Here is a 24,327-nt window from a genome sequence, read left to right as displayed (position 1 = left end):
CAAAAAACTGTCAGAAAACAAATCCCAGCAACAAAAATGTTGCCAAAGGAATCCCAACCAGACAGACCAAAGCCTGACCAGTCCGGGGAATCAAAACAATTTGGCACTGGCTTATCAAGCACCCTGTTGAGTTCTCAAAGAACAACCACACACCATCCGGAAATCCCACATCGTAGGACTCCGTCCGGGGCAACCTCTCTAAGTTACCCGACTCGACTTTCGCTGTCAACCTCGTGTCCGAGGCGATCACCTTGGTTCGAGCCGATCCACGCTCACGCACGCCGAAGATCGGCGGTCGTTACTGCGTGGGTTCCGACGGACCGGCCGATCGCCGCTCTCGCGGCCACCCGCCCGGCTCCCTGCCGGCTTTCGCACTTTACCCGGTCGGCTCCGCGATCGCAACTCCGTTGTTCTCGGAGTGTCTCGCACCGCCCAGATTCTCAGTCCCGCTCGGCGTCTCCGCCACGAGCCTGGCGCCCGTTGTCGGCCGGTTTGTCCGGCCTCCCTCGTGCAGAGAGAAAGTTACGCGGACGGCTCCGATAAGGCAAATCAACGTTCATCACTTCTACTTCGGAGGTGCCGTCGCCGGCATCGGCGACGGCCCCACGTCCGGGGGTGCCGGGTACCGGACGGCGGACGACGGCGATTGGAGGGATCCGCACACGGCCCGTCCGTGCCAGAGTGTCTGACATGGATGACGTGTCGCGGTTCCCGGCGGCGACGCTCGCCGAGGAGACCCTGCTCGGCCTGCTCCTGCCCTTCTGGCAGCTGGTCATCGGAGGCTTCGTGGTCTTCGTCGTCGTGGTGTCGGTGGGACGCCTGGCCCGGCGCGGTCCCTCCCGGATGACGACGGCGCTGCTGGTCACCGCCCTGGCGATCGCCGGCTTCACCGTCGTCGGCGTACTGCTGGAGGGCTGAGCCGGCTCAGAGTCGACGGTTGGCGAGGCTGGGCAACTCCGCGCGGATCGTCCGCAGCCGATCGAGGTCCAGGTCGGTCACCGCGAGGCCCGGTCCGTCGGGGACCTGACCGAGCACCGTCCCCCACGGATCCACCACCATGCTGCGCCCGAAGCAGGTCCGGTTCGGCTCATGGTCTCCGGTCTGGCCGGCGGCGGCGACGAAGCACTGGTTCTCGATCGCCCGCGCCCGGAGCAGGACCTCCCAGTGGTCTCGGCCCGTGTGCATCATGAACGCGGCGGGCACCACCAGCAACTCGGCGCCGCCCTGGGTGGCCAACTGCCGGTAGAGCTCGGGGAATCGCAGGTCGTAGCAGATCGAGAGGCCGACTCGCAGGCCCTCGACGTCGACCACCACCGGCTGGTCGCCCGGGGAGACGGTCGCCGACTCCCGGTACGACACCCGGCCGGGGATCTCCACGTCGTACAGATGGATCTTGCGGTAGGCGGCGGCGAGCGCGCCGGTACGGTCGAAGACCAGTGAGGTGTTCCAGGTGTGCTCCGGGTCCGGCCCGGCCTCGTGGAACGAGCCGGCGATCACCCACAGGCCGAGCCGGCGGGCGACCGCGGCGAAGAACTCCCCCACCACCCCGTCGACCGCCTCGGCCGGGGGCATCCGGTCGGCGAGACCGAGATAGTCGACGTACTCCGGAAGCACGGCGAGATCGGCGCCGGCCGCCGCCGCCCTGACCAGCAGGGCCTCGGCGGCGGCGAGGTTCGCCGCCCGGTCGTCACGGGCGTTGAGCTGGCAGACGGCAACGCGCATGGGGCTCAGGGTACGGGCGGGCGACGGCCGGCGACAGGGCCGGAGATGCTCACCATCGCCGGTACGCCGGCGGACATCCGGGGTTGCCCGATCAGGTCACCCGGTCGGGCCCAGGCTCAGGCCGACTTCTCCTCGCGCTCCCGCCGGGCCCGGCGGCCGGTGAACTCGCGGGGCACGATGGTCGGGTTGACGTTCTCCAGGACCACCTCGCGGGTGATCAGCACCCGGGCGGCGTCGGGGTTGCTCGGCACCTCGTACATCACGGAGAGCAGGACCTCTTCCATGATCGCTCGAAGGCCGCGGGCGCCGGTGCCGCGGAGCATGGCCTGGTCGGCGATGGCCTCCAGTGCTGGCGGCTCGAACTCCAGCTCGACGCCGTCCAGCTCGAAGAGGCGCTGGTACTGCCGGACCAACGCGTTGCGCGGCTCGGTGAGGATCCGCACCAGGGCGTTGCGGTCGAGGCTACGCACGTTGGTGATCACGGGGAGCCGGCCGATGAACTCGGGGATCAGGCCGAACTTGAGCATGTCCTCCGGCATGACCTGGCCGAAGACGTCGTCGGTCGACCGGTCGGAGACCGACCGGAGCCGGGCCCCGAAACCGGTGCCGCCGGAGCCGGTGCGGGACTCGATGATCTGGTCGAGCCCGGCGAAGGCACCACCGCAGATGAACAGCACGTTGGTGGTGTCGATCTGGATGAACTCCTGGTGCGGGTGTTTGCGCCCGCCCTGCGGCGGCACGTTGGCCACCGTGCCTTCGAGCATCTTCAGCAGCGCCTGCTGCACGCCCTCGCCGGAGACGTCCCGGGTGATCGACGGGTTCTCCGACTTGCGGGCGATCTTGTCGACCTCGTCGATGTAGATGATCCCGGTCTCGGCGCGCTTGATGTCGTAGTCGGCCGCCTGGATCAGCTTGAGGAGGATGTTCTCCACGTCCTCGCCCACGTAACCCGCCTCGGTGAGGGCGGTCGCGTCGGCGATCGCGAACGGGACGTTGAGCATCCGGGCCAGGGTCTGCGCCAGGTGGGTCTTGCCGCAGCCGGTGGGACCGAGCAGCAGGATGTTGGACTTGGCCAGTTCCACGCCGTCGTTGCCGGAGCCCGGCGCGCCGGCCGCCTCGGCCTGAATCCGCTTGTAGTGGTTGTAGACCGCGACGGCGAGCGCCTTCTTGGCCTGTTCCTGGCCGACGACGTAGTTGTCGAGGAACTGGCAGATCTCCATCGGCTTGGGAAGCTCTTCCCACTTCACCTCGCCGGACTCGGCCAGTTCCTCCTCGATGATCTCGTTGCAGAGATCGATGCACTCGTCGCAGATGTAGACGCCCGGACCCGCTATGAGCTTCTTGACCTGCTTCTGCGACTTGCCGCAGAAGGAGCACTTGAGTAGGTCGCCGCCGTCACCGATCCGTGCCACCTACGTTCTCCCTGCACTCGTCGGCCGGAGCGCCGGCCCTGACCTGCGGGCGCCGAGCGCCCGTCCGTCTGTCGTCCCACCGCCGGTCCGACCCAGCGAAGCGGCACAGACCCGACGTTACCCGCTGGCGGAGGTTTCTCCGACCCCCAATACGGGTGTGTCAGAGGTCGGCCAGGAACCACACACCCCGGCCGACCTCCGACCCAGCACAGCTCAGCCCGCGGCCTGCGCCGCGAGCAGACCCTTCTTGCGGCTGGTCAGGATGGTGTCGACCAGCCCGTACTCCCTGGCCTCCTCGGCCGTCATGATCTTGTCGCGGTCGATGTCCTTGCGGACCTGATCGACCGGGCGGTTGCAGTGCTGCGAGAGCATCGTCTCCAGCTGCGTCCGCATCCGCAGAATCTCCCGAGCCTGGATCTCGATGTCCGAACCCTGGCCGTAGCCGCCCTCGGTGGCCGGCTGGTGGATGATGATCCGGGAGTTGGGCAGCGCCATCCGCTTGCCCGGAGTGCCCGCGGAGAGCAGCACCGCCGCCGCGCTGGCGGCCTGGCCCAGGCAGACGGTCGAGATGTCCGGCCGGACGTACTGCATGGTGTCGTAGATCGCCGTCATGGCGGTGAAGGAGCCGCCGGGCGAGTTGATGTACATGATGATGTCGCGGTCCGGGTCCGTGCCCTCAAGCGTCAGCAGCTGGGCCATCACGTCGTTGGCCGAGGCGTCGTCCACCTGCACACCGAGGAAGATGATCCGGTCCTCGAAGAGCTTGTTGTACGGGTTGGACTCCTTCATCCCGTACGACGTGCGCTCGACGAACGACGGCAGAACGTAGCGGTTGTGCACGGCCGCGAACTGGGGCGGCAGGCTCAGGTCGGTCATCGTCAGCTCCTCGGTCAGCTCAGGGTCCCGGCGCCTTCCGGAACCTGGGCGGCTCCGGTGATCACCTTGTCGATGAAGCCGTAGTCCATGGCCTCCTGGGCGGTGAACCAACGGTCGCGGTCCGAGTCCGCCTCGATCTGGGCCTGGGTCTGGCCGGTGTGGAAGGCGACCCGCTCCTGGAACATGCGCTTCGTGTAGAGCATCTGCTCGGCCTGAATCGCGATGTCGGCGGCGGTGCCGCCCACGCCGCCGGACGGCTGGTGCATCATGATCCGCGCGTGCGGCAGCGCGTAGCGCTTGCCCTTGGTGCCCGCGCAGAGCAGCAGCTGGCCCATCGAGGCCGCCATGCCCATCGCCACGGTCGAGACGTCGTTGTCGATGAACTGCATGGTGTCGTAGATCGCCATGCCGGAGTAGACCGAGCCACCCGGCGAGTTGATCCACAGGTTGATGTCGCGGTCCGGGTCCTCCGCCGCGAGCAGCAGAAGCTGCGCGCAGATGCGGTTGGCGACCTGGTCGGTCACCTCGCTGCCCAGGAAGACGATCCGCTCCTTGAGCAACCGGTTGTAGACCGAGTCGTCGAGGTTGCCAATGTTGTCGCCACCGCGGGCCTCGATCGCCCGGAGCGGCTTCGCTGGGATGTGCATGTCGGTCATGGCAGCCCTTCGCTCTCCGTACCGTCCTACCCGACACTAACCGCTGCGCCGGGGGACGTACTCCCGGTCGGGGCACTGTTCGCTCTCAGCGCAGCTGCCCTCGGGGCGCACCCCGGAAAGGGTTTCGGCCGCCGCCCAGCGCGCAGCGAGGGACGGCGGCCGACACCCGGCGATCAGTGCTCGTGGTTGTGCTCGGCCTCGTTCTGGGCGCGCAGCGCGTCGAGGCTGACCTCGTTGCCGGCCGAGTCCTTGATCTTGATCTTCTCCATCACCGAGGCGAGCGCCTTGCCCCGGCGGACGTCACCGAAGACGGCCGCGGCGGCACCGGAGCGGACCAGCTGGTCGTAGTACTGCTGCGGGGCCATGCCGGCGCGCTGGGCGCGGTGGACGATCTCGTGGCCGAACTCGTCGTCGGAGACCTGGACGTCCTCGGCGTCGGCGAGGGTGTCCAGCAGGAGCTGGATCTTGACGCCGTCGGTCGCCGCCTCGGCCAGCTCGGCGTCGATCTGCTCCTCGGTCTTCTCCTCGGAGGCGAGGTACTCCTCAAGCGAGGCGCCGATCCGCTCGAGCTGGTCGACCATGGCGGCCTTACGGCTCTCGACCTCCTCGCGGACGACCCCCTCCGGCGCCGGCACCTCGGCGGCGGCGACCATCTGCTCGAGGGCCTTGTCGCGGGCGGCGTAGATCTGCTCGACCTGCTTGCCCCGGGAGACCCGCTCGCTCAGGTCGTTGCGCAGCTCCTCGATGGTGTCGAACTCGCTGGCCAGCTGGGCGAAGTCGTCGTCGAGCTCGGGCAGCTCCTTCTCCTTGACCGTGCGGACGGTCACCGCCACCTCGGCGTCACGGCCGGCGTAGTCGCCGCCGACGAGCTGGGTGGAGAAGGTGGTGCTGTCGCCGGCGGCCTGGCCGACCAGCGCCTCGTCCAGGCCCGGCAGGAGCTGCTTGCTGCCGACCTCGTGCGAGATGTTGCTCGCCTGCCCGCCCGGCACCTCCTCGCCGTCGACGGTGGCGTTCAGGTCGATCTGGACGTAGTCGCCCTCCTGGGCGGCCCGCTCGACGGTCTTCAGCGTGGCGAACCGCTCACGGAGGCTGCTGACCTGCTCGTCGATCTCGCTGTCGGCGACCTGGATCTCGTCCACGGTCACCTCGATCGAGGCCGGGTCCGGCAGGGTGATCTCCGGGCGGACGTCGACCTCGGCGGTGAAGTTCAGCGAGTCGCCGTCGGCGAACTCGGTGATCTCGACCTCCGGGCGACCCAGGGTCTTCAGGTCGTGTTCACGGACAGCGGCGAGGATGTTCTGCGGGATCGCATCCTGCACCGCCTCGTTGAGGACCGTGCCCCGGCCCACCCGCTGGTCGATGACGGCGGAGGGAACCTTGCCCCGGCGGAAGCCGGGAACCTGGACCTGCTGGCCGATCTCCCGGTACGCCTTCTTGAGGCTCGGCTCGAGCTCGACGAACGGCACCTCGATGGCGAGCCGCACGCGCGTCGGGCTCAGAGTCTCGACGGTGCTCTTCACAGGCGTACTCCTTGACGGATCTCAGTTGAGTCTGGGCGTGATTTCGCGCATCGAGTGTAGGCGAGCCGGCCTGCTGGATCGGCAGCGCCCGGGTACCGCGCGAAAAAAGCGGCGGTTCCCGGGACGAGCCGGCCGCGAACGACAGTCGGGGTGGCGGGATTTGAACCCACGGCCCCTCGCTCCCAAAGCGAGTGCGCTACCAAGCTGCGCCACACCCCGTGGCGACGAGAAGTGTATGCCGTCCGGGGCCACCTGGCGGTCACCGGGGCGCGCCGAGCCCCCGCCGCGCCGCCGTAGGGGCCGCCGTGGGGCCGGCGGCCGCCGGCGTGGGGCCGGCGGGATGCGGCAATTTCCGGGAAAGCGTGGCCTCCTGGCGCTGGGAGACCACTCTTTCCCGGATGTTGTACGGATCTTGGTGCGTGGCGACCGGAGGCACGCGGTACGGGGCTGCGCGTCCGGTTCCGGGATTCGGTAGGCTGTCGGTCGCGCCCCACGGCAGTGGGGTGCCCGCGGGCGTAGCTCAATGGCAGAGCTTCAGTCTTCCAAACTGACGGTGCGGGTTCGATTCCCGTCGCCCGCTCCACAGCACTCCGGCCCAGGTCAGAGGCTGCATCCCCCGATCCTGGGCCGGTCGGCCACTCCCCCGCTTCGATCTTGCGGGCCATCCGTAGGCCATTCGCTGCTCTGGCCGCCCTTGCGCCGCGCCTGCCGGGCGATCCGCCGGTCCATTGCCGAGGCGATTTCGCGGTCCCGCTCGCTGGTCGCGTGCTGGTAGATCAACGTCGCGCGCATGCTCGCGTGCCCCATCCGCTGCATCAGCTCGCGAGTGCTCGCGCCAGAGGCTGCGGCGAGGGTGTTACCGGTGTGCCGCAGGTCATGGAAGTGGAAGCCAGCCAGGCCCACCGAGGCGACCTTTCGCGTCCACTTGACCGCACGGCCGAAGTTCCCGGATCGCAGCAGCGCACCCTTGTCGCCGGTGAAGACCAGGGCGTCAGCGTCGGCGGCGGCGAACTCGTCCATATGTGCCCGCAGGGCCTCGACGGCGGCGGCCGGCAGGGCGACGACCCGAAGCCCGGCCACCGACTTGGGCGGCCCGAATTCAAGGCGGCCCGCAAGCGGGCCGCGCCGGCCCGGCCCCGGCCTGCTGGCGACCTCCGGCCGGCATCGGCCGGGCCGGCCGGCCACGCTTCGGGGCAAGCCTTTGAAGACCTCGGGGCTCCGCCCCGAACCCCGACCCTCCTCAGAGATCCGCCGACCTTGCGGCTAATGACGTCATCCAAGGTGTTACACGGACGGGTCCCAGGCTGCGAGCTGATCGAAGATACGACGGTCGCCTTCGAACTTCAGCGATTCCAGCGGTATGCGGCCGTAAAAGAACAGGACCAGGTCACTGGCCGTGCCCCGGGCGGAGGCGTCGGCCATGTCCGGGTTCGGGTCCTCGCTGGCAGCCGACGCGCCGAGGCGGGCGGCCCATGCGCCGTCGCGGGACAGCCGAAGGCGCCAAGAGCGGCCCTCGGTGGCGTAGTAATCGACGACGGCGGGGTCGTGCGGCCAGGCGACATCCGTCGAGCAGAGGGTGAACTGGCAGTCGTCGAAACCGTCGAGGGCGACCTCGACTGGTAGCGGCTCCGGGACCCCCACGGTGAGCTGGACATCGTAGGTGTGCACCGCGATCTCGGGAACCTGGCGCCGAGCCCATGCACCGGAGGTTTCCGGTGACTGCGAGTCACCCCAGAACGTCCAACAACCGCGGTCCGGGCCGGCCTCACGCAGCGCGCTCGTCAGTCGCTCGACGGACTCGGTCCACCAGGCCAGGAGAGCCTCGCGTTCCCGAGGCGCACCCGTGCCGTCGTCCCAAGCGGACTTCTCCGGGGGAGCGCCGGCCGGCCCGGCGGAGACGATGGCGGCCGACCTGCGGCGGCCCATGCCCAGGTGCTGCACGAGATCGAACAGCGTCCACTCCGGACAGCTCGGCACCGGCACGTCGAGGCTGGGCGCCGCAGCGACCGCGGCGCGGAAGGCGGTCGACCGTTCGTCAATCAGCCGCAAATGATCAGAGAACGTCAAAGTCTTTTGCACTCCGGCTTTCTATCATTGTGCTCCGACGACCGGACAGCAATTTTCGCAGCCGACGCGGCGGCCCGCCCCGGCACTGATCTGTGCCCTCGGATGACGCACGGGTGCCTCTCCATCCGGTCTTCCTCAGAGAGCAGCCGCGGATCACCCGCAGACGTTGCAGGGCCACCCGCTGTTGCCAGGGATGGCCCTCGCACTCACGTCAACGGTTACCAGTCCCCCGTCCTCATCCGGTCAGCTCGTCTGGCCCGGCGCGTTGACGATCTTGCCGGTGATTCGGATCAGCTCGACCTCGACCTCGCCCTTCTTCAGCCTGATCCCCTCGGGCAGCGTCTGGTCCTTGACCACGAGGGTCCGGCCTCCGAGGTACTCGTGGGTGGTCGGGTCGAACAGGATGTCCTCGCGCCGCCAACCGTCCTGCACCATGCCGACTGCAATCGCGGGGCGGCCGTTGAAATCAACCGGCTCGGTGGACTGAGTGACCCCGGGAATCAGAGCCAGTGCCCGCAGTGCGGTTGCTTTCACTCCGGGCGAGAGCACGTTGTCCCGGAGCATCGACTCAAGGGCGCCGTACGACTGGACATCTCTTTGGGCGTTGCCGCCCTGGCTGGACGGTACGTGGGCTCGCATCCAGTCGAGTAGCGCCTGCGGATCGGTGGGCAGCGCAGCGACGGCCGCGTAGTCCTGGGGCGGCATGGACTGCCGAGCCTCCGCAACCTCCGCGGCGACCTCCAGCTTGCCGTCAGACATCCAGGCTTGCTGCCGGCCATCGGCGCGCACCCAGCTCTGATTCGTCTCACTCCTCGCCTGACCCTTGCGCTCGGCAATCTGGCCGGGCCGGACGATCTTGAGCTCGACGTAGGTCCACTGATCGGGACGCGGCGGCGTGAACGACTCGTTCTCAGCGTGCATGGCGGCCAGTTCGAAGACCTGGGTGACCGACCCGCCCTGCACATTTCGTGGTTGCTGCGTCGGCTGCGTGCTCAGTGGTGGGATCGATTGATCCAGGCCACCAACCGTCACCACACCAGCCACCAGGGCAGCGGCCCCAATAGTGGCGAAGCCGGACCGCCAGGCCCAGCCCGGCAGGCGCCAGCCACGCGACGTGACCTGCTCCGACCGATTCGGCGCGCTGGCCTCGCGTTCCGCGATCCGGTCCAACAGCGCTGCTCGGGCCCGATTCTGAGCATCCAGCGAGGGCCGTTCGACCTCGCTCCAACCTTCCCGCAACGCGATGATGTCGTCGTTGGTCACTGAAAATCCTCTCCGGTTGCTGTGGGGTCGGCACCACCCAATGCCGTCCGTAACCTCTTGCGTGCCCGGTGGAGCCGGGACCGGACGGTCCCAGCGGGAATCTCAAGTGCGACGGCGACCTCCTCGCAGCTCAAGTCGACCCAGGCGACCAGCAGCAGCACATCCCGATCGGCTGGCGCGATCTGAGCCAACGCCGCCGCGAGCCGTCCGCGCACGGCCCGCGCGTCCAGCCGTACGGCGACCCGATCGGCCGGACCATCGACACCGTCCGGGTCGGGCGTGGTGACCTGCGCCGCTCGGGCCAGTGCCTGGTACTGTCGCGCCTCGCTCCGCTGGTGGCCGGCGATCAGTTTGGACGCGATGCCGAACAACCAGGGCTGGGCGCTGTGGTGGCTGGTGTCGTACCGCTGCCACTTGTCGAGCGCGACCAGAAAAGTTTCCGCCGCCACGTCATCGGCCAGGTCGCGACCCAGCCGACGGGCCGCGTAGCCGTGAATCGCCGAGTAGTAGCGGTCGAAAATGACCGCAAACAACTCCGGATTCCCGTGCATCCGGCTGATGACCTCGGCGTCCGTCCGTTCGGTGCCGGTGTCCACGAGTCGTGTCACCACACCCATGAAGTCTCCTTCGGTCCACCTCCCCCGTACGCGAGGGCTCATCTACTACTCCGCCGATGGCAGCGGGAGTGTTCGCGGAAAGGTCCCGTGGCATACGCACCCACCCGCGCCGGAGATCACCTGTCGGCGGGGGCTGCGTACGATGCGGGACCGGACATCCCCTCGTCGGGTGGAGGTAGCGACGGATGTCAGGCCAGCAGGACGGTTTCGCCCTCGGCGTCGATCTCGGCACCTCGAACACGGTCGCCGTGCTGCGCTGGCCGGACGGGCGTACCCGACCGTTGCTCGTGGACGGACAGCCGGTCCTCCCCTCCGGGGTGTACGCCGACGACGAGGGCCGCCTGCACGTCGGACGGGACGCCGTGCGGTTGGCCCAGGCCGCCCCGGACCGGTACGAGCCGAACCCGAAGCGCCGGGTCGACGAGCCGGACGTGGCGCTCGGCGACCGGCGGCACACCCCGGCGGCGCTGCTGGCCGCGATTCTGCGCACGGTCGGCGAGGCGGCGGTGGGCGCGGTCGGGTTCCTCCCGCCCGCGGTGGTCACCTGCCCGGCGACCTGGGACGCCGGGCGCCGGCAGGTGCTGGCCGAGGCGCTCGCGCTGGCCGGCTGGCCGCAGGCGGCCGAGCACACCATGTCCGGTCCCATCCCGCCGGGAACCCGGCTGCTGCGCGAGCCGGTGGCCGCCGCCCGCTACTACACCGAGGTGCTGCGCCGGCCGGTGCCGGTCGGCGAGGCCGTGGGGGTCTTCGACTTCGGCGGCGGGACGCTGGACGTCACGATTGTCCGCAACGAGGGCGCCGACCCGTGGGGCGACTCCGGCTTCACCGTCGTCTCCTGCGGGGGCCTGGACGACCTGGGCGGGCTCGACCTCGACGCCGCGCTGGTGGCGCTGCTCGCCGAGCGGATCAGGGCCGCTCACCCGGCCGAGTGGGCGCGGCTGGCCGAGCCGACGAACACCACCCAGTGGCGGGACCGGCTCCAGTTCGCCGAGAACGTGCGGGGCGCGAAGGAGATGCTGTCGCGCAGCATGGTGGCTCCGGTGGCCGTACCCGGGATCGAGGCGGCCGTGCCGCTGAGCCGGGAGGAACTGGAGCGGGTGGCGACGCCGCTGCTGCGCCGTGGGGTCGCCGAGACGCGGCGGGTGGCGGCCGCCGCCGGGCTGACGCCGCAGCGGCTCGCCGGGCTGTTCCTGGTCGGCGGGTCGTCCCGGATTCCGCTCGTGGCGCGGCTGCTCCACGCCGAGTTGGGGATCGCTCCCATCGTGTTGGAGCAGCCGGAACTCCCGGTCGCCGAGGGCGCGCTGACCGACCTGCCACTGCGCCGGAACGGTCCGGCCACGCCCCCGCTGCCGCTGGCCCTGGCCGCCCGACACCTCGACCCGCCCGCCGGGCAGGTCGGATCCGGGCCGACCGGCACGCCGGAGGCGGGCCTCGGGGCTGCCCGGCCCGGTGCCGGCCCGGCCGGCACGCTGCCACTCGCCGAGGGGACTCCGCCGCCCACCGACGCGGGCCACACCACGGCCGGACCCGCCGGCACCATGCCGCTCGCCCCGGGGACACCGCCGCCGGCCGACCCGGGCCAGGCCACGACCGAGGCCGCCAGCGCACTGCCCACCGCCCCGGTGTCCGCCGCCGGAGCAGCTCCCACCGTGCCCGGCCTGGGCCCGGCCGGCACCCTGCCCGGCGCCGGACCAGCCGCCACCCTGCCCGGCCTCGGCCCGGCCGGCACCCTGCCCGCCGGCATCCCGGCAGGCTCGGCACAAACGGCAGGCTCGGCGCACTCGGCAGGCTCGGTGGGGACCGCAGGCGGCCAGCCCTACGGGGCCGCCGGGATCCCGCGCCAGGCGGGGCCGTGGCCGGGCGTACCGCAGGCGACGCCGGCGGGGTGGTCGGGCGTACCCGGGCCGGGGATGCCGGGGTCACCGGCCGCGCCGGCTCGCGGCGGCCGGCGGCGACGGGCGCTGTGGATCTCGCTCGCCGCGGTGGCGGCCCTCGCCGGGCTGACCACGGCGGCGGTCCTCTACTGGACCAGGGACCGGCATCCGGAGCTGGACTTCAAGGCGTTAGGCAAGGGAAAAACGGTGGCGGTGGGTGCCGAACGGCCGCGTGACATGTTCACCGCGACCGCGGGCGGCCGGGCCTACCTGGCCTACCCGCGCGACGACAACCGGCTGGTGGTGATCGCCGTGGAGGCGGCCACCGGCGCGGAGCTGTGGCGCAAGGAGAGTGCCGCGCCCGCCGACCGCTGGAGCGGCGTCGTCGCGCTGCCCGGCGCGGTGGCGCTCCTCGCGGACGCCTCGGGCAGCGACACGTCCCGGCAGCTGGAGGTGCTCGACGCCGGCGACGGTAGGCAGCGGTGGCAGCGCCCCGTGCACGGCGACGACGAGTTCTTCGTCGGCACCGAGGTGCTGGTGCTCGCCGACCGGACCGGCAAGCGGTTGTGCGGACTCGACCTGCGCACCGGCAAGGAACAGTGGTTCGTCCCGGACCCGACCGACAAGTACGGCAACTCGCGGACCCGCGTGTACCCGGTGACCACCGACGCGAGCCTCGCCGGGCCGGGGTTCCTCGACGGCGCGCCACGCGACCCGAAGGCAGCGCCGGTCCGGCGGCTCGTCCAGGTCAACGCCGACCGCTCGGTCCGGCTGATCGACGTCGCCACCGGGGAGGAGCTGGACAGCCGGACCAACGTGGCCGGGCCGGACGACCTGGTCGCCGCCCACGAGGACCGGCTCTACGTGGTGGACGACAAGCTGCTGCTCGGATACGACCTGGGGGGCCTGGCGAAGGCGAAGCCGAACGTGCTCTACCAGTTTCCGGACGATCGGCGCCGGGGCAAGGCGCTGGTGCCGTGCGGTGAGCACCGGGCCTGCCTGCTGGAGGTGGCGAACGGCGACGAGCAGACCGCGCGGGTGGTGGCCGCCACCGACGGGAAGAGCGCGCAGTACTGGGCGGCGCCGGGCATGGATCAGCTCATGCCGGTCGGCGAGCGGGTGCTGGCCCGGCGGGCGTACCCGGAGCCGGTGGTCACCCTGTTCGCGCCCGACGGCCAGAAGCTGCTCGACGAGGAGGAAGGGGTCGCCGTCCGGGTGGACGCCGGCAACCTGCTGCTCTTCGCCGACCGGCTGAGCAGCGGTGAGGACAACCGGAGCGTGGCCGGCGTCGGCGCGTATTCCGGCAACGTGGTCCCGCTCGGCGAGCTGAAGGGCGTACGCGGCGAGTCGTGTTCGTGGAACACGGAGGTGGTCGTCTGCGGGGCGGCCAAGGAGTTCCTGGTGTACAGGTTCGTCGCCTGATCGCGCCGCGGCTCAGCCCACCGGGCGACGGATGAAGCGCGTCCGGCCGGGTAATGCGGCCGGCGTCCTGGTGGAGTGACGACCGGCGTCGCGGCGTGCCGCGACCGGGCGCGCGGGCGGGCCGCCGGAAGCCGACCCGCCCGCGGCCACGGGTCAGTGGCCGGTGACCCAGTTCCAGGCCGCCACGACCCACTCGGTCTGCTGCAGGTAGGCGACGCCCACGCCGACCAGGAACACCGCGGTCGCCAGGTGCGCGCCACGGGCGGTACGGCGTACCCGGCCCAGCTGCCGCTCCAGGACCAGCCGGCCGAGCATGCGGGCGAGCGCGAAGAGACCGATGGCCGTGAGCAGGCTGAGTACGAAGGTGAGCAGCGGCGTGCCGAGGTCGCCCCGGCCGGAGATCGCCCAGATGCCCCAGCAGACGAAGGCGAAGAGGCCGCCGGCCGCGCTCCACTCCCCGCCCCGGCGTAGCCGGGCCAGGTGCCAGCTCATCGGCCGCCGCGGAGCGGAGTCACCGGACCAGTCCGCCTGGTCGACGGTGGCGAACTGCTCGGTCCGCGGCGTCCGTGGTTCACCCACGGCGGCCACCCCACGCCGGAACCCGTCCCGCTGTGGTGGCACCACCCCGACACCCGGCTGCGGCGGCACCTCCACGGTGCGCTCGGCCCACGGCTGTGTCTGGTCCGCCATCTGTTGTCCTCCCCCTCGACCGACGTCGGCCACGGCTCCGAGGGTAGCGAGCCCACAAATCGGTCGCCGACCCCGACGGCGATGGGATACACACATCCGATGACCGACGCGCTGGTACCCCGGGCGGAAGACTTCGACGAGATCTCGGCGCTGCTGGCGCTCGCCTTCCACAGCGACCCCGACCCCGAGCTGCAGGAGATCCAACGCGCCGTCTTCGAGCCGGAACGTTCTCTGCTGGTCCGCGACGGCCCAACCGTCGTGGCGCACGCCGGCGCGTACACCCGCGAGCTGGCCGTGCCGGGGGCCGCCGTGCCCGCCGCGCACGTGACGATGGTCGGGGTCGCCCCCACCCACCGCCGCCGGGGCCTGCTCACCGGGCTGATGCGCCGACAGCTCCGCGAGGTCCACGACGCCGGCCGCGAGCCGGTCGCGGTGCTCTGGGCCAGCGAGGGCCGGATCTACCCCCGCTTCGGCTACGGGTTGGCCGCACAGCACCTCACCCTGACCTGCGACACCGCCGAGCTGCGGCTGCCCGGACCGGCCGCCGCCGGGGGCGCCCTCCGCCTGGACCGTCCGGCCGCGCACCAGACCGAGCTGGCCCGGCTGTACGACCGGGTCCGCGCCGGCCGCCCCGGCTGGTCGAGCCGGAACGAGCACTGGTGGGCGTACCTGCTCGCCGACATCAAGGCGCTGCGGGACGGCGCGACCGAGCGCCGGGTGCTGCTGCACGAGGGGCCCGCCGGCCTCGACGGGTACGCGCTCTACCGGACGAAGGAGGAGTGGGGCCGGGGCGGTCCGCGCGGCGAGGTCCGGGTCGACGAGGTGGTCGCCGCAGATCCGGCCGCGTACGCGGCGCTGTGGCGGCTGCTGCTGTCGATCGACCTGACCCGGCGGCTGTCGTTCCGTGCCGCCGCGGTGGACGAGCCGCTGCTGTGGCTGGTGAACGAGCCGGGCCGGCTCGGCGCGGTGCTCTCCGACGCCCTCTGGGTACGCATCGTCGACGTCCCGGCCGCGCTGGCCGCCCGACGGTACGCCGCCGACGTCGACGTGATCATCGACGTCACCGACGAGCTGTTGCCGGAGAACACCGGGCGATGGCGGCTGGCCGGCGGGCCGTCCGGGGCCACCTGTGGCGCCACCACCGCACCCGCCCAGCTCGCCTGCGACGTACGCGCACTCGGCGACCTCTACCTGGGTGGGGCCGGGCTGGGGGCGCTCGCCGCGGCGGGCCGGGTCCGGGAGCTCGTACCAGGGGCGCTGGCGGCGGCCGGGCCGGCCTTCGGCTGGCACCGCGCCCCGGCCCCGATGGAGGTCTTCTGAGGCCGATCGGCGCCGGGGGCGGTACGGTCGGACGATGGGTGATGCGGAGCGACGGCGGCGCCGGCTGCGGCACCACGGCGAGGCCGGGCCGGACGGTGAAGGTGCCGGGCGGGCCGGCAGGCACGAGCCCACCTTCGCGGAGGGGCCGACCGCGACCACGTCCGCGGTGCACGACGACGACGGCCCCAGGTCGCGGCGTGGCGTCAGACACGAACCCGAATCGGCGGACGACGGCTCCAGGTCGCGGCGTGGCGTCAGACACGAACCCGAATCGGCGGACGACGGCTCCAGGTCGCGGCGTGGCGTCAGACACGCCGAGCTGGAGTCGGCGGAGCCTCGGGCCCGCCGCACCGGCGTCCCGGCCGAGGAGGGTGAGCGCGGGCTGCGCGGCCTGGTCGGCTCGGGCTCCTCGCAGGTGAGCGTGACCGCCGCGCTACGGGCCCGGGACGCGGCCCGGCCGACCGACGCGGACCTGGCCGAGGCCGAGGCCCGCGTCGTGATCGTGCGCCGCAACTGGGTACCCCGCGAGGAACTGCCCCGCTCCGGTCGCTGAGCACGAGGCGTGGCCGCCCGGGTCACGTCTCCCGTCGCCGGTGACGTGCCGCGGGGGCGGGGGTGGCGTCAGGCGGGCAGGTCGGGCAGCTCGCGGTGCTGCTCGTACGTGGCCAGCTGATCGATCCGGCGGGCGTGCCGGGGGTTGCCCGAGAAGGGCGTGGTCAGGAACGCCTCGACCAGGGCGGTCGCCTCGTCCAGGGTGTGCTGGCGGGCACCGATGGCGACGATGTTGGCGTCGTTGTGCTCCCGGGACAGCTGGGCGGTGTCGATGTTCCAGGCGAGCGCCGCACGTGCGCCGGCGATCTTGTTGGCGGCGATCTGCTCACCGTTGCCGGAGCCGCCGATGACCACCCCGAGGCTGCCCGGGTCGTTGACCACCCGGTCACCGGTGTTCAGGCAGAACGCCGGGTAGTCGTCGTCCGGGTCGTAGGCGTGCGGACCGACGTCGACGACCTCGTAACCCTGCTTGACCAGGTGGTTGACGAGATGCCCCTTCAGCTCGAAACCGGCGTGATCGGATCCCAGGTAGACGCGCATACCGCGCAGTCTGTCAGGCCGGGCCCCGTGCCGCCGCGCGGGCGGCGGCACGGAGGCGGATTCGTCACAGGATCATCGGGGCAGCTCGGCCACGACCAGGCCGGCCCGCGCCTTCGGGGTGAACCAGGTGCTCTTGCGCGGCATCTTCTCCCGGGCCAGGTTGACCGCGACGAAGTCGTCGACCGTCACCGGGGCGATGAGGACGGCCAGCTCGGCCCGCCCGGCGTCGACCTCGCCGGTGAGCCAGCTCGCCGGGTAGTCGCCACCGACGTAGGTGATCCGCTTGTCCCCCGGGTCGAGGCCGAGCGCGTCACGCAGCAGCAGCCGCTCGACCAGGGCGTGGTCCAGGTTCTCCAACCGGTCGCCCTCGACCTGCGGCAGGGTGACCGCGTACCCCTGGCCGGCGAGGTGGAGGTGGACGGTGCCGCCGGCCGCCGGGACCTCGACCGGACCCTCGACGGGGGTGACCTGCGCGCCGGCGGCGCGCAGCCGGTCGAGCAGCTCCGCCGGGGTGGTGGTCAGCTCGCTGACCAGCCGGTTGTAGGGCTGGATGGCGACCGAGGCGGGCGTGGTGATCACCGAGAGGAAGCGGGGGAACTCCCCGGTCTGCGCGGCCAGGCTGCGGTGGTTGCCGTCCGCGACCACCAGCTCGCCGCCGCCCGCGAGGGCGGTCAGCTCGTCCTGCTCGGGGCCGGGGCCGACCAGCCAGATGGCGTGCGTCCGCCCGGCCTGGTCGACGTCGGTCGCGGCGGGCGCACCGGCCGCCTCGGTCGCCGCCGCGAGCGCGGCGTGCAGCTCGTCGCCCCGCCCGGTCTGCAGCAGGAGTACGGGCGAGAGCAGGTGGCCCAGCGCCTCGGCCAGGGCGACCCGCTCCCGCACCTTGGCGATGAAGACATCCTCGTTGCGGATCACCAGGCCGGGCTCGTCGGCCCGGGTGGAGATCTGATCGGTGTCGACCATGGCGAAGAGCCCGTAGCCGGTCTCCTCCCCCGGCGCGCTGATCCGGTAGAGGACCACGACCTGCTCGGCCGGGGTGTAGCTGCCGTCCGCCTTGGCCTCGGCGAGCCGGACCGCCGCGTCGGGCAGGGCGTCGAGGAAGGACTTCCCGAGGCTGTCCGGTGCCCGGTGGGGCATCTCGATGCCCAGGGCACTGTGCGGGTTCGCCTCGACGATGGCGGTGATCTCCGCGTCGTCGGCGAACTCGTCGTAGTTCTGCGCGCCGGTGCCGCCAGTGGTGATCCAGGCCCGGGCGATCGGATGCACGACCGTCATGGTCGCTGACGCTACCCGCGCCACCCGCCCCGCCGGTGCGGACCCTGGCCACTTCCACCAGTTGAAAGGAAGGGCACCTTGTTGACGCCTCCGGTGGAGCAGGGGACCCTGCTTAACCGGCGGGTCAGGCGCTGCGCCCGGGGGTGGTGCTGCGGTGCCGGCCGGGTGCGGCCCGGCCGCCCCGGGCCGGGGTGGTGGGCCGGGACGCGGCGGACGCCGCGAGGCGTACCGTGGCCGCCCCCGGTGCCGGACGTACGGCAGCGGACGGGTTCGGGCCGGTGTTCCGGGGCGGGAGGCCCGCGTTGGCGGGCGGGGTCATCCGGGAGGTGGCCACCACCCGGGCCACGCCGACCACGATCGGCGGGGCCAGCAGGTCGACCATCTCGGCCGGCAGGGACGGCCGGACAGCGGGCCAGTCGCCGTCCGCCACGGACCAGTACGTCGCGCCGGAGTCCTCGGGCGCCGGCTGTGGCACCTCGTCGGGCGCCGGCTGCGGCGCCTCGTCGGGCATGCGGCGGTGCTTACCCATGGGATCGCCTCCAGGAGCTGCCGGGGTGCGGCCCGACGGACCGCCGACCAGGTCACCCGGTGAAACGAACCCCGCGCCGTCGGAGTGACGCCGGACGGCGCGGGGCTCCCGACGTTGAGAAGGGTCCCCTGCTCTACCGGAGGGATTAAAAAGGGGCCCTTCCTTTCCGTTCAGTCGAAGATGGGGCCCAGTTCGCGGGTGCGCTTCAGCTCGTAGAAGCCGGGGGTGCCGGCGACCAGCAGGACGCCGTCCCACAGCCGGCCGGCGGCCTCGCCCTTCGGCGCCGGGGTGATCACCGGGCCGAAGAAGGCGACCTTGTCACCGTCCGGGCCGGGGGCGTGGATCACCGGGGTCCCGACGTCGGTGCCGACCGGCCGCATGCCGGCCTCGTGGCTGGCCCGCAGCGCCTCGTCGTACGCGGTGGACTCGGCCGCGTCGGCGAGCACCGGGTCCAGCCCGACGTCGGTCAGCGCACCGACCAGCGTCTCCCGGGTGAGCGGCTCCTTGCCGAGGTGGATCCGGGTGCCCATGGCCGTGTAGAGCTTCCCGAGCGCCTCCCTGCCGTGCGCCTGCTCGACCGCGATGCAGACCCGGACCGGACCCCAGCCCTTCCGCATCAGGTCCTGGTATTCCGCGGGCAGGTCGCGGCCCTCGTTGAGCACCGACAGGCTCATCACGTGGAAGTGGATGTCCAGATCCCGGACCTTCTCGGCCTCCAGCAGCCAACGGGAGGTGATCCACGCCCAGGGGCACATGGGGTCGAACCACATGTCCACGGCGGCACGTTCGGTCACGGTGCTGTCCCTTCGCGATTCCGTGCGCCGGCACTGCGGCGCCTACCCCCTGATCCTCACCCCGACCGGCATCGACCGGTACCGGAATGAGAGCGTGACCTCGGCCACCGGAGGGTGGCGGTGCATGGAAGACTCGAGTCCGGACCGGCCGTCACGAGCGGGGGCCGGCGAGGCCGGGGCCGCGGGCGCGGCGATGAAGAACGGGATGGAGACGAACAGTGCCGGGAGTGCGCAACCTGACTCAGGTCGAAGCCACCGAGCGGGCGCGCCTGCTCGACGTGACCGGGTACGACATCAGCCTTGACCTGTCGACCGCCGTACAGGCCACCGGCCGTACGTTCCGCTCGGTGACCGAGGTCCGGTTCCGCTGCGCCGAGCCCGGCGCGACCACCTTCATCGAGGCGGCGGCGGACTCGGTGCGCTCCGCGACGCTCAACGGGTCGCCGATCGACCTCTCCGGCTGGTCGGCCGAGAAGGGCCTGACCCTGTCCGGCCTGCAGGCCGAGAACGTGCTCGTGGTGGACGCGGACTTCGCGTACTCGAACAGCGGGCAGGGGCTGCACCGCACGGTCGACCCGGTCGACGGCGAGACCTACCTCTACAGCCAGTTCGAGACCGCCGACGCGCAGATGGTCTTCGCCTGCTTCGACCAGCCGGACCTGAAGAGCGTCTACACCTGGCACGCAACGGTCCCCGACCACTGGCGGGTGGTCTCCAACATGCCGGTGGAGCGGGAGGAGCCGGCCGGCGAGGCGCTCAAGACCGTCCACTTCGCCGTGTCGGCACGGATGAGCACCTACATCACCGCGCTCTGCGCCGGCCCGTACCACGAGGTGCGGGACAGCCACGACGGCATCGACCTGGGGGTTTTCTGCCGGGCCTCGATGGCGCAGTACCTCGACTCGGACGACCTGTTCCTGATCACCAAGCAGGGCTTCGACTTCTTCCACGAGCAGTTCGGCGTCCGCTACCCGCTGCCCAAGTACGACCAGCTCTGGGTGCCGGACTTCAACGCCGGCGCGATGGAGAACTTCGGCTGCGTCACCCACGCCGAGTCGCACTACATCTTCCGGTCGCAGGTCACCGACTTCGAGTACGAGCAGCGCGCCAACACGATCCTGCACGAGATGGCGCACATGTGGTTCGGTGACCTGGTCACCATGCGCTGGTGGAACGACCTGTGGCTGAACGAGTCGTTCGCCGAGTGGGCCAGCCACTGGTGCAACACCCACGCCACCCGGTTCACCGAGGCGTGGACGACCTTCCTGTCCATCCGGAAGAACTGGGGCTACCGGCAGGACCAGCTCTCCTCCACCCACCCGGTCTACTGCGAGATGCCGGACCTGGAGGCGGTCGAGGTCAACTTCGACGGCATCACCTACGCCAAGGGCGCCAGCGTGCTGAAGCAGCTCGTCGCGTACGTGGGCGAGGAGCCGTTCGTGGCCGGCCTGCGGACGTACTTCGCCAAGCACGCCTGGGGCAACGCCACCTTCGACGACCTGCTCACCGAGCTGGAGACGGCCTCGGGCCGGGAGCTGCGCAAGTTCGCCGCCCAGTGGCTGGAGACCGCGCAGGTCAACACGCTGCGCCCCGAGGTCACCATCGACGCCGACGGCGCGTACGAGCGGGTGCTGGTCCGGCAGGACGCGCCGGCCGGGCACCCGACGCTGCGCACCCACCGGATCGGGGTGGGCCTCTACGACCTGACCGACGGCCGGCTGGTCCGCCGGGAGCGGGTCGAGGTGGACGTGACCGGTGAGACGACCGAACTCTCCGCGCTGTACGGCAAGCCCGCCGCCGATGTACTGCTGCTCAACGACGACGACCTCACGTACACCAAGCTGCGGCTGGACGAGCGGTCGATGTCGAACGTGGTGCAGCACATCGCGGGCTTCGAGTCGTCGCTGGCCCGGGCGCTGTGCTGGACCGCGGCCTGGGACATGACCCGGGACGCCGAACTGTCCGCCCGGGACTACGTGGCGCTGGTGCTGGCCGGGCTGCCCGCGGAGACCGACATCAACCTGGTCACCGCCACCATTCGCCAGGCGGCCACCGCGCTCACCTTCTACGCCGATCCGGCGTGGGCGCCGACCGGCTGGGCCGAGCTGGCCCGTACCGCCCGGGCGGCGCTGGCCGCCGCCGAGCCGGGCAGCGGCTTCCAGCTCGCCTGGGCCCGGGCGTACGCCTCCGCGGCCCGCTCCGACGAGGACCTGGCGACGCTGCGCGGCTGGATGGAGGGCGTCGAGGTGACGGCCGGGCTGACCGTCGACACCGAGCTGCGTTGGACGGTGCTCCAGTCGCTGGTGGCCAACGGCGCGGCCGGGGCCGCCGAGGTGGACGCCGAACTGGCGAAGGACCGCACCGCCAGCGGTGAGCGGGAGGCCGCGTACGCGCACGCCCTGGTGCCGACTGCGGAGAACAAGGCGGCGGTGTGGGCGCTGCTCACCGGCCCGGAGGGGCTGCCGAACTGGCGTAACCGGGCGCTGCTGCAGGGCCTCACGCACCCGGCCCAGGTCGAGCTGATGACGCCGTACCGGGAGAAGTACTTCGCCACGGTGGATCAGGTCTGGGCGAGCCGGGACAGCGAGCCGGCGCAGGAGTTCACGCAGCTGGCCTACCCGGCGTATCTGGTGGACGACGACACGGTGGCGGCCACCGACGCGTGGCTGGCCCGGGACGGCCAGCCCGCCCCACTGCGCCGCCTGGTGGCCGAGGGCCGCGACGGTGTCGTCCGCGCCCTGCGGGCCCGCGCCCGCGACGCCCGCACCGCCTGACCCGGCCGCCGGGCACACGAGAAAGCCCGGCCCGCGCGCTGCGCGGGCCGGGCTTTTCGGCGTACGGGGTGGGTCAGGCCTTGCCGGCGTGGCTGGCGAGCTGGTCGAGGCCCTGGATGATGCCGCCGGCCAGGTCGCCGCCGCCGAAGGACGCCACCATGGAAAGCGCGGCGAGCTTGGCGTACGTGTCCGGGATGCGCTTGCGCGCGTACCGGCCGGTGACGATCTCCAGCTGCCGCTGGTTGGGCGACACGACGATCAGCACGGACCTGTCCGGCTCGGCGAGCTGGCGGTGCAGCCGCTGGGCGTGCTCCCGGATCGGCTCGTCGAGGCCGCCCACGTAGACCGAGAAGACCAGCCCGGTGCCCTGGTCGGCCAGGCGGAGCGCCTCGTCGATGCGGAGCAGCTGACGGGTCGAGAAGGGCCCGTCCAGCACCTGGGGCGGGGTGCCCGTCCCGGTCACGGCCTGCGTCTCACCAACGGTCACTTGCGCCTCCGGTGCCAGCGGCCGGCGCCTCGCGGCCGGCCAGTTCCTGCTTGCGGCTGGTCAGTGCCGGCGCCTGCGCCCCGGCGGCCAGCGCGGTGCCGGCCGAGTCGGCCAGCTGCTCCGGACGGCCCAGGAACCAGACCGGAGTGAAGTGGAAGGGCCGGCCCGGCCGGTAGCGCTTGGCACCGCCACCGCCACCGCCGCCACCGCCACCGACGGCTGCCAGTCCGGCGATCACCAGCACCGCAGCCGCCGGGACGCCGACGAAGAGCAGCAACGTCTCGGTAACAGACAATCCCAACGCCCCCAGGCGGAAAGAGAGACCAGGAATGCCGGGCCGGGTGACGATCATGACGACGAGCGCCCGAGCCCGCTTGCGCTGTTCACGTTAGCGGAGTCGACCGTCCGCCAGATTGCGGGGTGCTGATCCCACCCGCCACAGCCGTGCTCGACTTGCGCGGCAGTCGCTATCAATGTCCGGTCGTCACCGTACCGTCCGGTGAGCAGCACCCCGACCGGCAGGCCGTCGGCGGTCCGACCGACCGGGAGCGAAACGGACGGGTCGCCGGTCACGTTGAAAATGGCGCAGTACGGCGAGAATCGGCGCTGCCGGTCGAAATCCCCGGCCGGGCCGAGGGCGGCGAACGCGCCCACCGACGCCTGCGGCGCGGCCAGGGTCGGGCAGAGCAGCAGATCACAGCCGGCGGTCCGGCGCACGCCACGGCGTACCTGGGCCTGGAGTTCGCCGAGGGCGGCCATCAACTGCCCGGCGCCGACGGCCGCGGCCCGGGAGCGCAGGAACCGGGTGAGCGGCAGCAGCTCGCTCTCCCGCTCGGGCGGCACCGGGGAGAGCGCCAGCACGTACCAGACGGTTTCGAAGAGCGGCCACGCCTCGGGGCCGAGCGGCGCGGCCACGTCGACCACCTCGTGGCCGGCCGCGGTGAGCAGCGCGGCGGCCCGGTCGACGGCGGCCACGCAGTCGGGGTGTGGCGGCTCGTCGGCGAGCATCGGGGTGACGAACCGCCCGATCCGCAGCCGCCGGGGCGCCGCGTCGCGGGCGACGCCCAGGTAACCGCCGTCGGGCGCGGCCGGCGCCAGGTACGGCTCGCCGGGCACCGGCCGGGCCAGCACGTCGAGCAGCGCGGCCACGTCGGTCACGGTCCGCCCGAGCGGGCCGTTGGTGGGCAGCCCGAACGCGCCGAAACCGAGCGGGCCGCCGGAGACCAGCCCTCGGCTGGGCTTGTAGCCGACCAGGCCGCAGAGCGAGGCCGGGATGCGCAGCGAGCCGCCGCCGTCGGAGCCCTGCGCCACCGGCACCAGCCCCGCCGCCACCGCGGCCGCCGCGCCCCCGCTGGACCCACCCGCGGTGTACGCGAGGCCCCACGGGTTACGCGCGGGCGGCGCGACGAGCCCCTCCGAGTAGAGCGAGCAGCCCAGCTCGGAGGTGGTGGTCTTGCCGAGGCTGACCAGCCCGGCCGCGGCCATGAACCGGACCACGTCGGCGTCGACCGGCGGCACGAAGTCGGCGAAGGCGGCCGAGCCGAAGGTGGTCCGCACCCCGGCGGTCAGCGTCAGGTCCTTGACGGCGGTCGGTACGCCGTGCAGCGCCCCGCGCTCCTCCACCGGCACCGCGTCGGCGGCCCGGGCCGCCGCCCGGGCCCGCTCGGGGGTGACGGTGACGAACGCGCCGACGGTGTCGCCGAGCGCGTCGACCCGGTGCAGGTGGTGCTCGACCAGCTCCACGCTGGACAGCTCGCCCCGGCGGATCGCGGCGGCCTGTTCCAGCGCGGTCAGGTCGTGCGGCTCGGCCATGCCCCCATCCTGCCGCGGGGGGGGGGCCCCCCCGGGGCCCCCCCCCCCCCCCCCCCCCCCCGCGGGGCCCCCCCGGGGGGGGGGGGGGGGGGGTGGGGGGGGGGGGGGGGGGGGGGGGGGGGGCCGGG

Annotated in this window: 21 protein-coding genes, 2 tRNA genes and 1 pseudogene; 6 read left to right on the top strand and 18 right to left on the bottom strand. The window is 72.0% G+C overall.

What is annotated here, in order from left to right; translation table 11 throughout:
- The first annotated feature begins 690 nt into the window (after positions 1 to 690).
- On the top strand, positions 691 to 918 hold the full coding sequence (locus ACIRG9_RS23210) for a hypothetical protein (RefSeq protein ID WP_402859421.1): 228 nt from the start codon (positions 691 to 693) through the stop codon (positions 916 to 918).
- A 6-nt stretch (positions 919 to 924) separates the two neighbouring features.
- On the opposite strand, the gene ACIRG9_RS23205 is transcribed toward ACIRG9_RS23210, so the two are convergent.
- From ACIRG9_RS23205 to ACIRG9_RS23180, 6 genes are all read right to left on the bottom strand, one after another.
- A complete protein-coding gene (locus tag ACIRG9_RS23205; protein ID WP_402859418.1) occupies positions 925 to 1,722 on the bottom strand; it encodes a carbon-nitrogen hydrolase family protein in 798 nt (265 codons plus the stop codon).
- A 116-nt stretch (positions 1,723 to 1,838) separates the two neighbouring features.
- Complete coding sequence (gene clpX, locus ACIRG9_RS23200) at positions 1,839 to 3,134, bottom strand: ATP-dependent Clp protease ATP-binding subunit ClpX (protein WP_402859415.1); 1,296 nt, start codon at positions 3,132 to 3,134, stop codon at positions 1,839 to 1,841.
- 213 nt (positions 3,135 to 3,347) lie between these two features.
- Positions 3,348 to 4,010 (bottom strand): ATP-dependent Clp protease proteolytic subunit, encoded by a 663-nt coding sequence (locus ACIRG9_RS23195; RefSeq protein ID WP_402859412.1) that lies wholly within the window; start codon positions 4,008 to 4,010, stop codon positions 3,348 to 3,350.
- A gap of 14 nt (positions 4,011 to 4,024) precedes the next feature.
- Positions 4,025 to 4,666, bottom strand: coding sequence for an ATP-dependent Clp protease proteolytic subunit (locus tag ACIRG9_RS23190; RefSeq protein ID WP_091123621.1), 642 nt, complete (start codon positions 4,664 to 4,666; stop codon positions 4,025 to 4,027).
- Between the two features lie 173 nt (positions 4,667 to 4,839).
- Entirely contained in the window at positions 4,840 to 6,186 is a 1,347-nt protein-coding gene (tig, locus tag ACIRG9_RS23185) for a trigger factor (protein WP_402859407.1), read from the bottom strand.
- A gap of 145 nt (positions 6,187 to 6,331) precedes the next feature.
- A tRNA-Pro gene (locus tag ACIRG9_RS23180) sits at positions 6,332 to 6,405 on the bottom strand.
- Between the two features lie 290 nt (positions 6,406 to 6,695).
- Between ACIRG9_RS23180 and ACIRG9_RS23175 the strand changes: the two genes are divergently transcribed.
- Positions 6,696 to 6,769 (top strand) — tRNA-Gly (locus ACIRG9_RS23175).
- A 17-nt stretch (positions 6,770 to 6,786) separates the two neighbouring features.
- On the opposite strand, the gene ACIRG9_RS23170 is transcribed toward ACIRG9_RS23175, so the two are convergent.
- The 4 genes from ACIRG9_RS23170 to ACIRG9_RS23155 form a co-directional block, all read right to left on the bottom strand.
- The gene (locus tag ACIRG9_RS23170) at positions 6,787 to 7,371 is read right to left on the bottom strand and encodes a tyrosine-type recombinase/integrase (RefSeq protein ID WP_402859404.1); all 585 of its coding nucleotides are present in this window, start codon (positions 7,369 to 7,371) and stop codon (positions 6,787 to 6,789) included.
- Positions 7,372 to 7,470: 99 nt separating this feature from the next.
- Complete coding sequence (locus ACIRG9_RS23165) at positions 7,471 to 8,265, bottom strand: maleylpyruvate isomerase N-terminal domain-containing protein (protein WP_402859401.1); 795 nt, start codon at positions 8,263 to 8,265, stop codon at positions 7,471 to 7,473.
- A 231-nt stretch (positions 8,266 to 8,496) separates the two neighbouring features.
- Positions 8,497 to 9,516 (bottom strand): CU044_5270 family protein, encoded by a 1,020-nt coding sequence (locus ACIRG9_RS23160; RefSeq protein ID WP_402859399.1) that lies wholly within the window; start codon positions 9,514 to 9,516, stop codon positions 8,497 to 8,499.
- Entirely contained in the window at positions 9,513 to 10,133 is a 621-nt protein-coding gene (locus ACIRG9_RS23155) for an RNA polymerase sigma factor (RefSeq protein ID WP_402859397.1), read from the bottom strand. Before ACIRG9_RS23155 ends, ACIRG9_RS23160 begins: the two co-directional genes overlap by 4 nt.
- Before the next feature lie 185 nt (positions 10,134 to 10,318).
- Between ACIRG9_RS23155 and ACIRG9_RS23150 the strand changes: the two genes are divergently transcribed.
- Entirely contained in the window at positions 10,319 to 13,429 is a 3,111-nt protein-coding gene (locus ACIRG9_RS23150) for an Hsp70 family protein (RefSeq protein WP_402859395.1), read from the top strand.
- 153 nt (positions 13,430 to 13,582) lie between these two features.
- Here the strand turns inward: ACIRG9_RS23150 and ACIRG9_RS23145 are convergent, their stop codons facing one another.
- Positions 13,583 to 14,119, bottom strand: a complete 537-nt coding sequence (locus tag ACIRG9_RS23145) for a hypothetical protein (RefSeq protein ID WP_402859392.1) — start codon at positions 14,117 to 14,119, stop codon at positions 13,583 to 13,585.
- A 99-nt stretch (positions 14,120 to 14,218) separates the two neighbouring features.
- On the opposite strand from ACIRG9_RS23145, the gene ACIRG9_RS23140 reads away from it, so the two are divergent.
- Positions 14,219 to 15,439, top strand: a complete 1,221-nt coding sequence (locus ACIRG9_RS23140; protein ID WP_402859389.1) for a GNAT family N-acetyltransferase — start codon at positions 14,219 to 14,221, stop codon at positions 15,437 to 15,439.
- Positions 15,440 to 15,776: 337 nt separating this feature from the next.
- Positions 15,777 to 15,992 (top strand): annotated as a pseudogene (locus tag ACIRG9_RS23135) (hypothetical protein); the annotation flags it as partial.
- A gap of 68 nt (positions 15,993 to 16,060) precedes the next feature.
- Here the strand turns inward: ACIRG9_RS23135 and ACIRG9_RS23130 are convergent.
- From ACIRG9_RS23130 to ACIRG9_RS23115, 4 genes are all read right to left on the bottom strand, one after another.
- Positions 16,061 to 16,531: a ribose-5-phosphate isomerase gene (locus tag ACIRG9_RS23130; RefSeq protein ID WP_402859386.1), complete on the bottom strand. Its 471-nt coding sequence runs from the start codon at positions 16,529 to 16,531 to the stop codon at positions 16,061 to 16,063.
- A gap of 72 nt (positions 16,532 to 16,603) precedes the next feature.
- Positions 16,604 to 17,803, bottom strand: a complete 1,200-nt coding sequence (locus ACIRG9_RS23125; protein WP_402859383.1) for a DUF1015 family protein — start codon at positions 17,801 to 17,803, stop codon at positions 16,604 to 16,606.
- Positions 17,804 to 17,927: 124 nt separating this feature from the next.
- Positions 17,928 to 18,332 (bottom strand): hypothetical protein, encoded by a 405-nt coding sequence (locus tag ACIRG9_RS23120; protein WP_402859380.1) that lies wholly within the window; start codon positions 18,330 to 18,332, stop codon positions 17,928 to 17,930.
- Between the two features lie 170 nt (positions 18,333 to 18,502).
- Positions 18,503 to 19,102: a disulfide bond formation protein DsbA gene (locus ACIRG9_RS23115; RefSeq protein ID WP_402859514.1), complete on the bottom strand. Its 600-nt coding sequence runs from the start codon at positions 19,100 to 19,102 to the stop codon at positions 18,503 to 18,505.
- Positions 19,103 to 19,353: 251 nt separating this feature from the next.
- On the opposite strand from ACIRG9_RS23115, the gene pepN reads away from it, so the two are divergent.
- Positions 19,354 to 21,900, top strand: a complete 2,547-nt coding sequence (pepN, locus tag ACIRG9_RS23110) for an aminopeptidase N (protein ID WP_402859377.1) — start codon at positions 19,354 to 19,356, stop codon at positions 21,898 to 21,900.
- 73 nt (positions 21,901 to 21,973) lie between these two features.
- On the opposite strand, the gene ACIRG9_RS23105 is transcribed toward pepN, so the two are convergent.
- From ACIRG9_RS23105 to ACIRG9_RS23095, 3 genes are all read right to left on the bottom strand, one after another.
- Entirely contained in the window at positions 21,974 to 22,387 is a 414-nt protein-coding gene (locus ACIRG9_RS23105) for a DUF5130 family protein (RefSeq protein WP_402859374.1), read from the bottom strand.
- On the bottom strand, positions 22,374 to 22,664 hold the full coding sequence (locus tag ACIRG9_RS23100) for a hypothetical protein (protein ID WP_402859511.1): 291 nt from the start codon (positions 22,662 to 22,664) through the stop codon (positions 22,374 to 22,376). The genes ACIRG9_RS23105 and ACIRG9_RS23100 overlap by 14 nt, the downstream gene beginning before the upstream one ends.
- A 71-nt stretch (positions 22,665 to 22,735) precedes the next feature.
- Positions 22,736 to 24,199, bottom strand: a complete 1,464-nt coding sequence (locus ACIRG9_RS23095) for an amidase (protein ID WP_402859371.1) — start codon at positions 24,197 to 24,199, stop codon at positions 22,736 to 22,738.
- Positions 24,200 to 24,327: the final 128 nt, after the last annotated feature.

It is taken from the genome of Micromonospora sp. NPDC093277, assembly GCF_044765245.1.
Lineage (GTDB): Bacteria > Actinomycetota > Actinomycetes > Mycobacteriales > Micromonosporaceae > Micromonospora.
This window is presented reverse-complemented; position numbering and strand designations above follow the sequence as displayed.

Excerpts from the sequence above, each read along its gene's own strand:
- ACIRG9_RS23145 (WP_402859392.1), bottom strand. The coding sequence starts at position 14,119 with ATGGCGGACCAGACACAGCCGTGGGCCGAGCGCACCGTGGAGGTGCCG.
- ACIRG9_RS23120 (WP_402859380.1), bottom strand. The coding sequence starts at position 18,332 with ATGGGTAAGCACCGCCGCATGCCCGACGAGGCGCCGCAGCCGGCGCCC.
- ACIRG9_RS23155 (WP_402859397.1), bottom strand. The coding sequence starts at position 10,133 with ATGGGTGTGGTGACACGACTCGTGGACACCGGCACCGAACGGACGGAC.
- ACIRG9_RS23210 (WP_402859421.1), top strand. The coding sequence starts at position 691 with ATGGATGACGTGTCGCGGTTCCCGGCGGCGACGCTCGCCGAGGAGACC.
- ACIRG9_RS23190 (WP_091123621.1), bottom strand. The coding sequence starts at position 4,666 with ATGACCGACATGCACATCCCAGCGAAGCCGCTCCGGGCGATCGAGGCC.
- ACIRG9_RS23095 (WP_402859371.1), bottom strand. The coding sequence starts at position 24,199 with ATGGCCGAGCCGCACGACCTGACCGCGCTGGAACAGGCCGCCGCGATC.
- ACIRG9_RS23115 (WP_402859514.1), bottom strand. The coding sequence starts at position 19,102 with ATGTGGTTCGACCCCATGTGCCCCTGGGCGTGGATCACCTCCCGTTGG.
- ACIRG9_RS23125 (WP_402859383.1), bottom strand. The coding sequence starts at position 17,803 with ATGACGGTCGTGCATCCGATCGCCCGGGCCTGGATCACCACTGGCGGC.
- ACIRG9_RS23150 (WP_402859395.1), top strand. The coding sequence starts at position 10,319 with ATGTCAGGCCAGCAGGACGGTTTCGCCCTCGGCGTCGATCTCGGCACC.
- ACIRG9_RS23140 (WP_402859389.1), top strand. The coding sequence starts at position 14,219 with ATGACCGACGCGCTGGTACCCCGGGCGGAAGACTTCGACGAGATCTCG.
- ACIRG9_RS23130 (WP_402859386.1), bottom strand. The coding sequence starts at position 16,531 with ATGCGCGTCTACCTGGGATCCGATCACGCCGGTTTCGAGCTGAAGGGG.
- ACIRG9_RS23195 (WP_402859412.1), bottom strand. The coding sequence starts at position 4,010 with ATGACCGACCTGAGCCTGCCGCCCCAGTTCGCGGCCGTGCACAACCGC.
- ACIRG9_RS23205 (WP_402859418.1), bottom strand. The coding sequence starts at position 1,722 with ATGCGCGTTGCCGTCTGCCAGCTCAACGCCCGTGACGACCGGGCGGCG.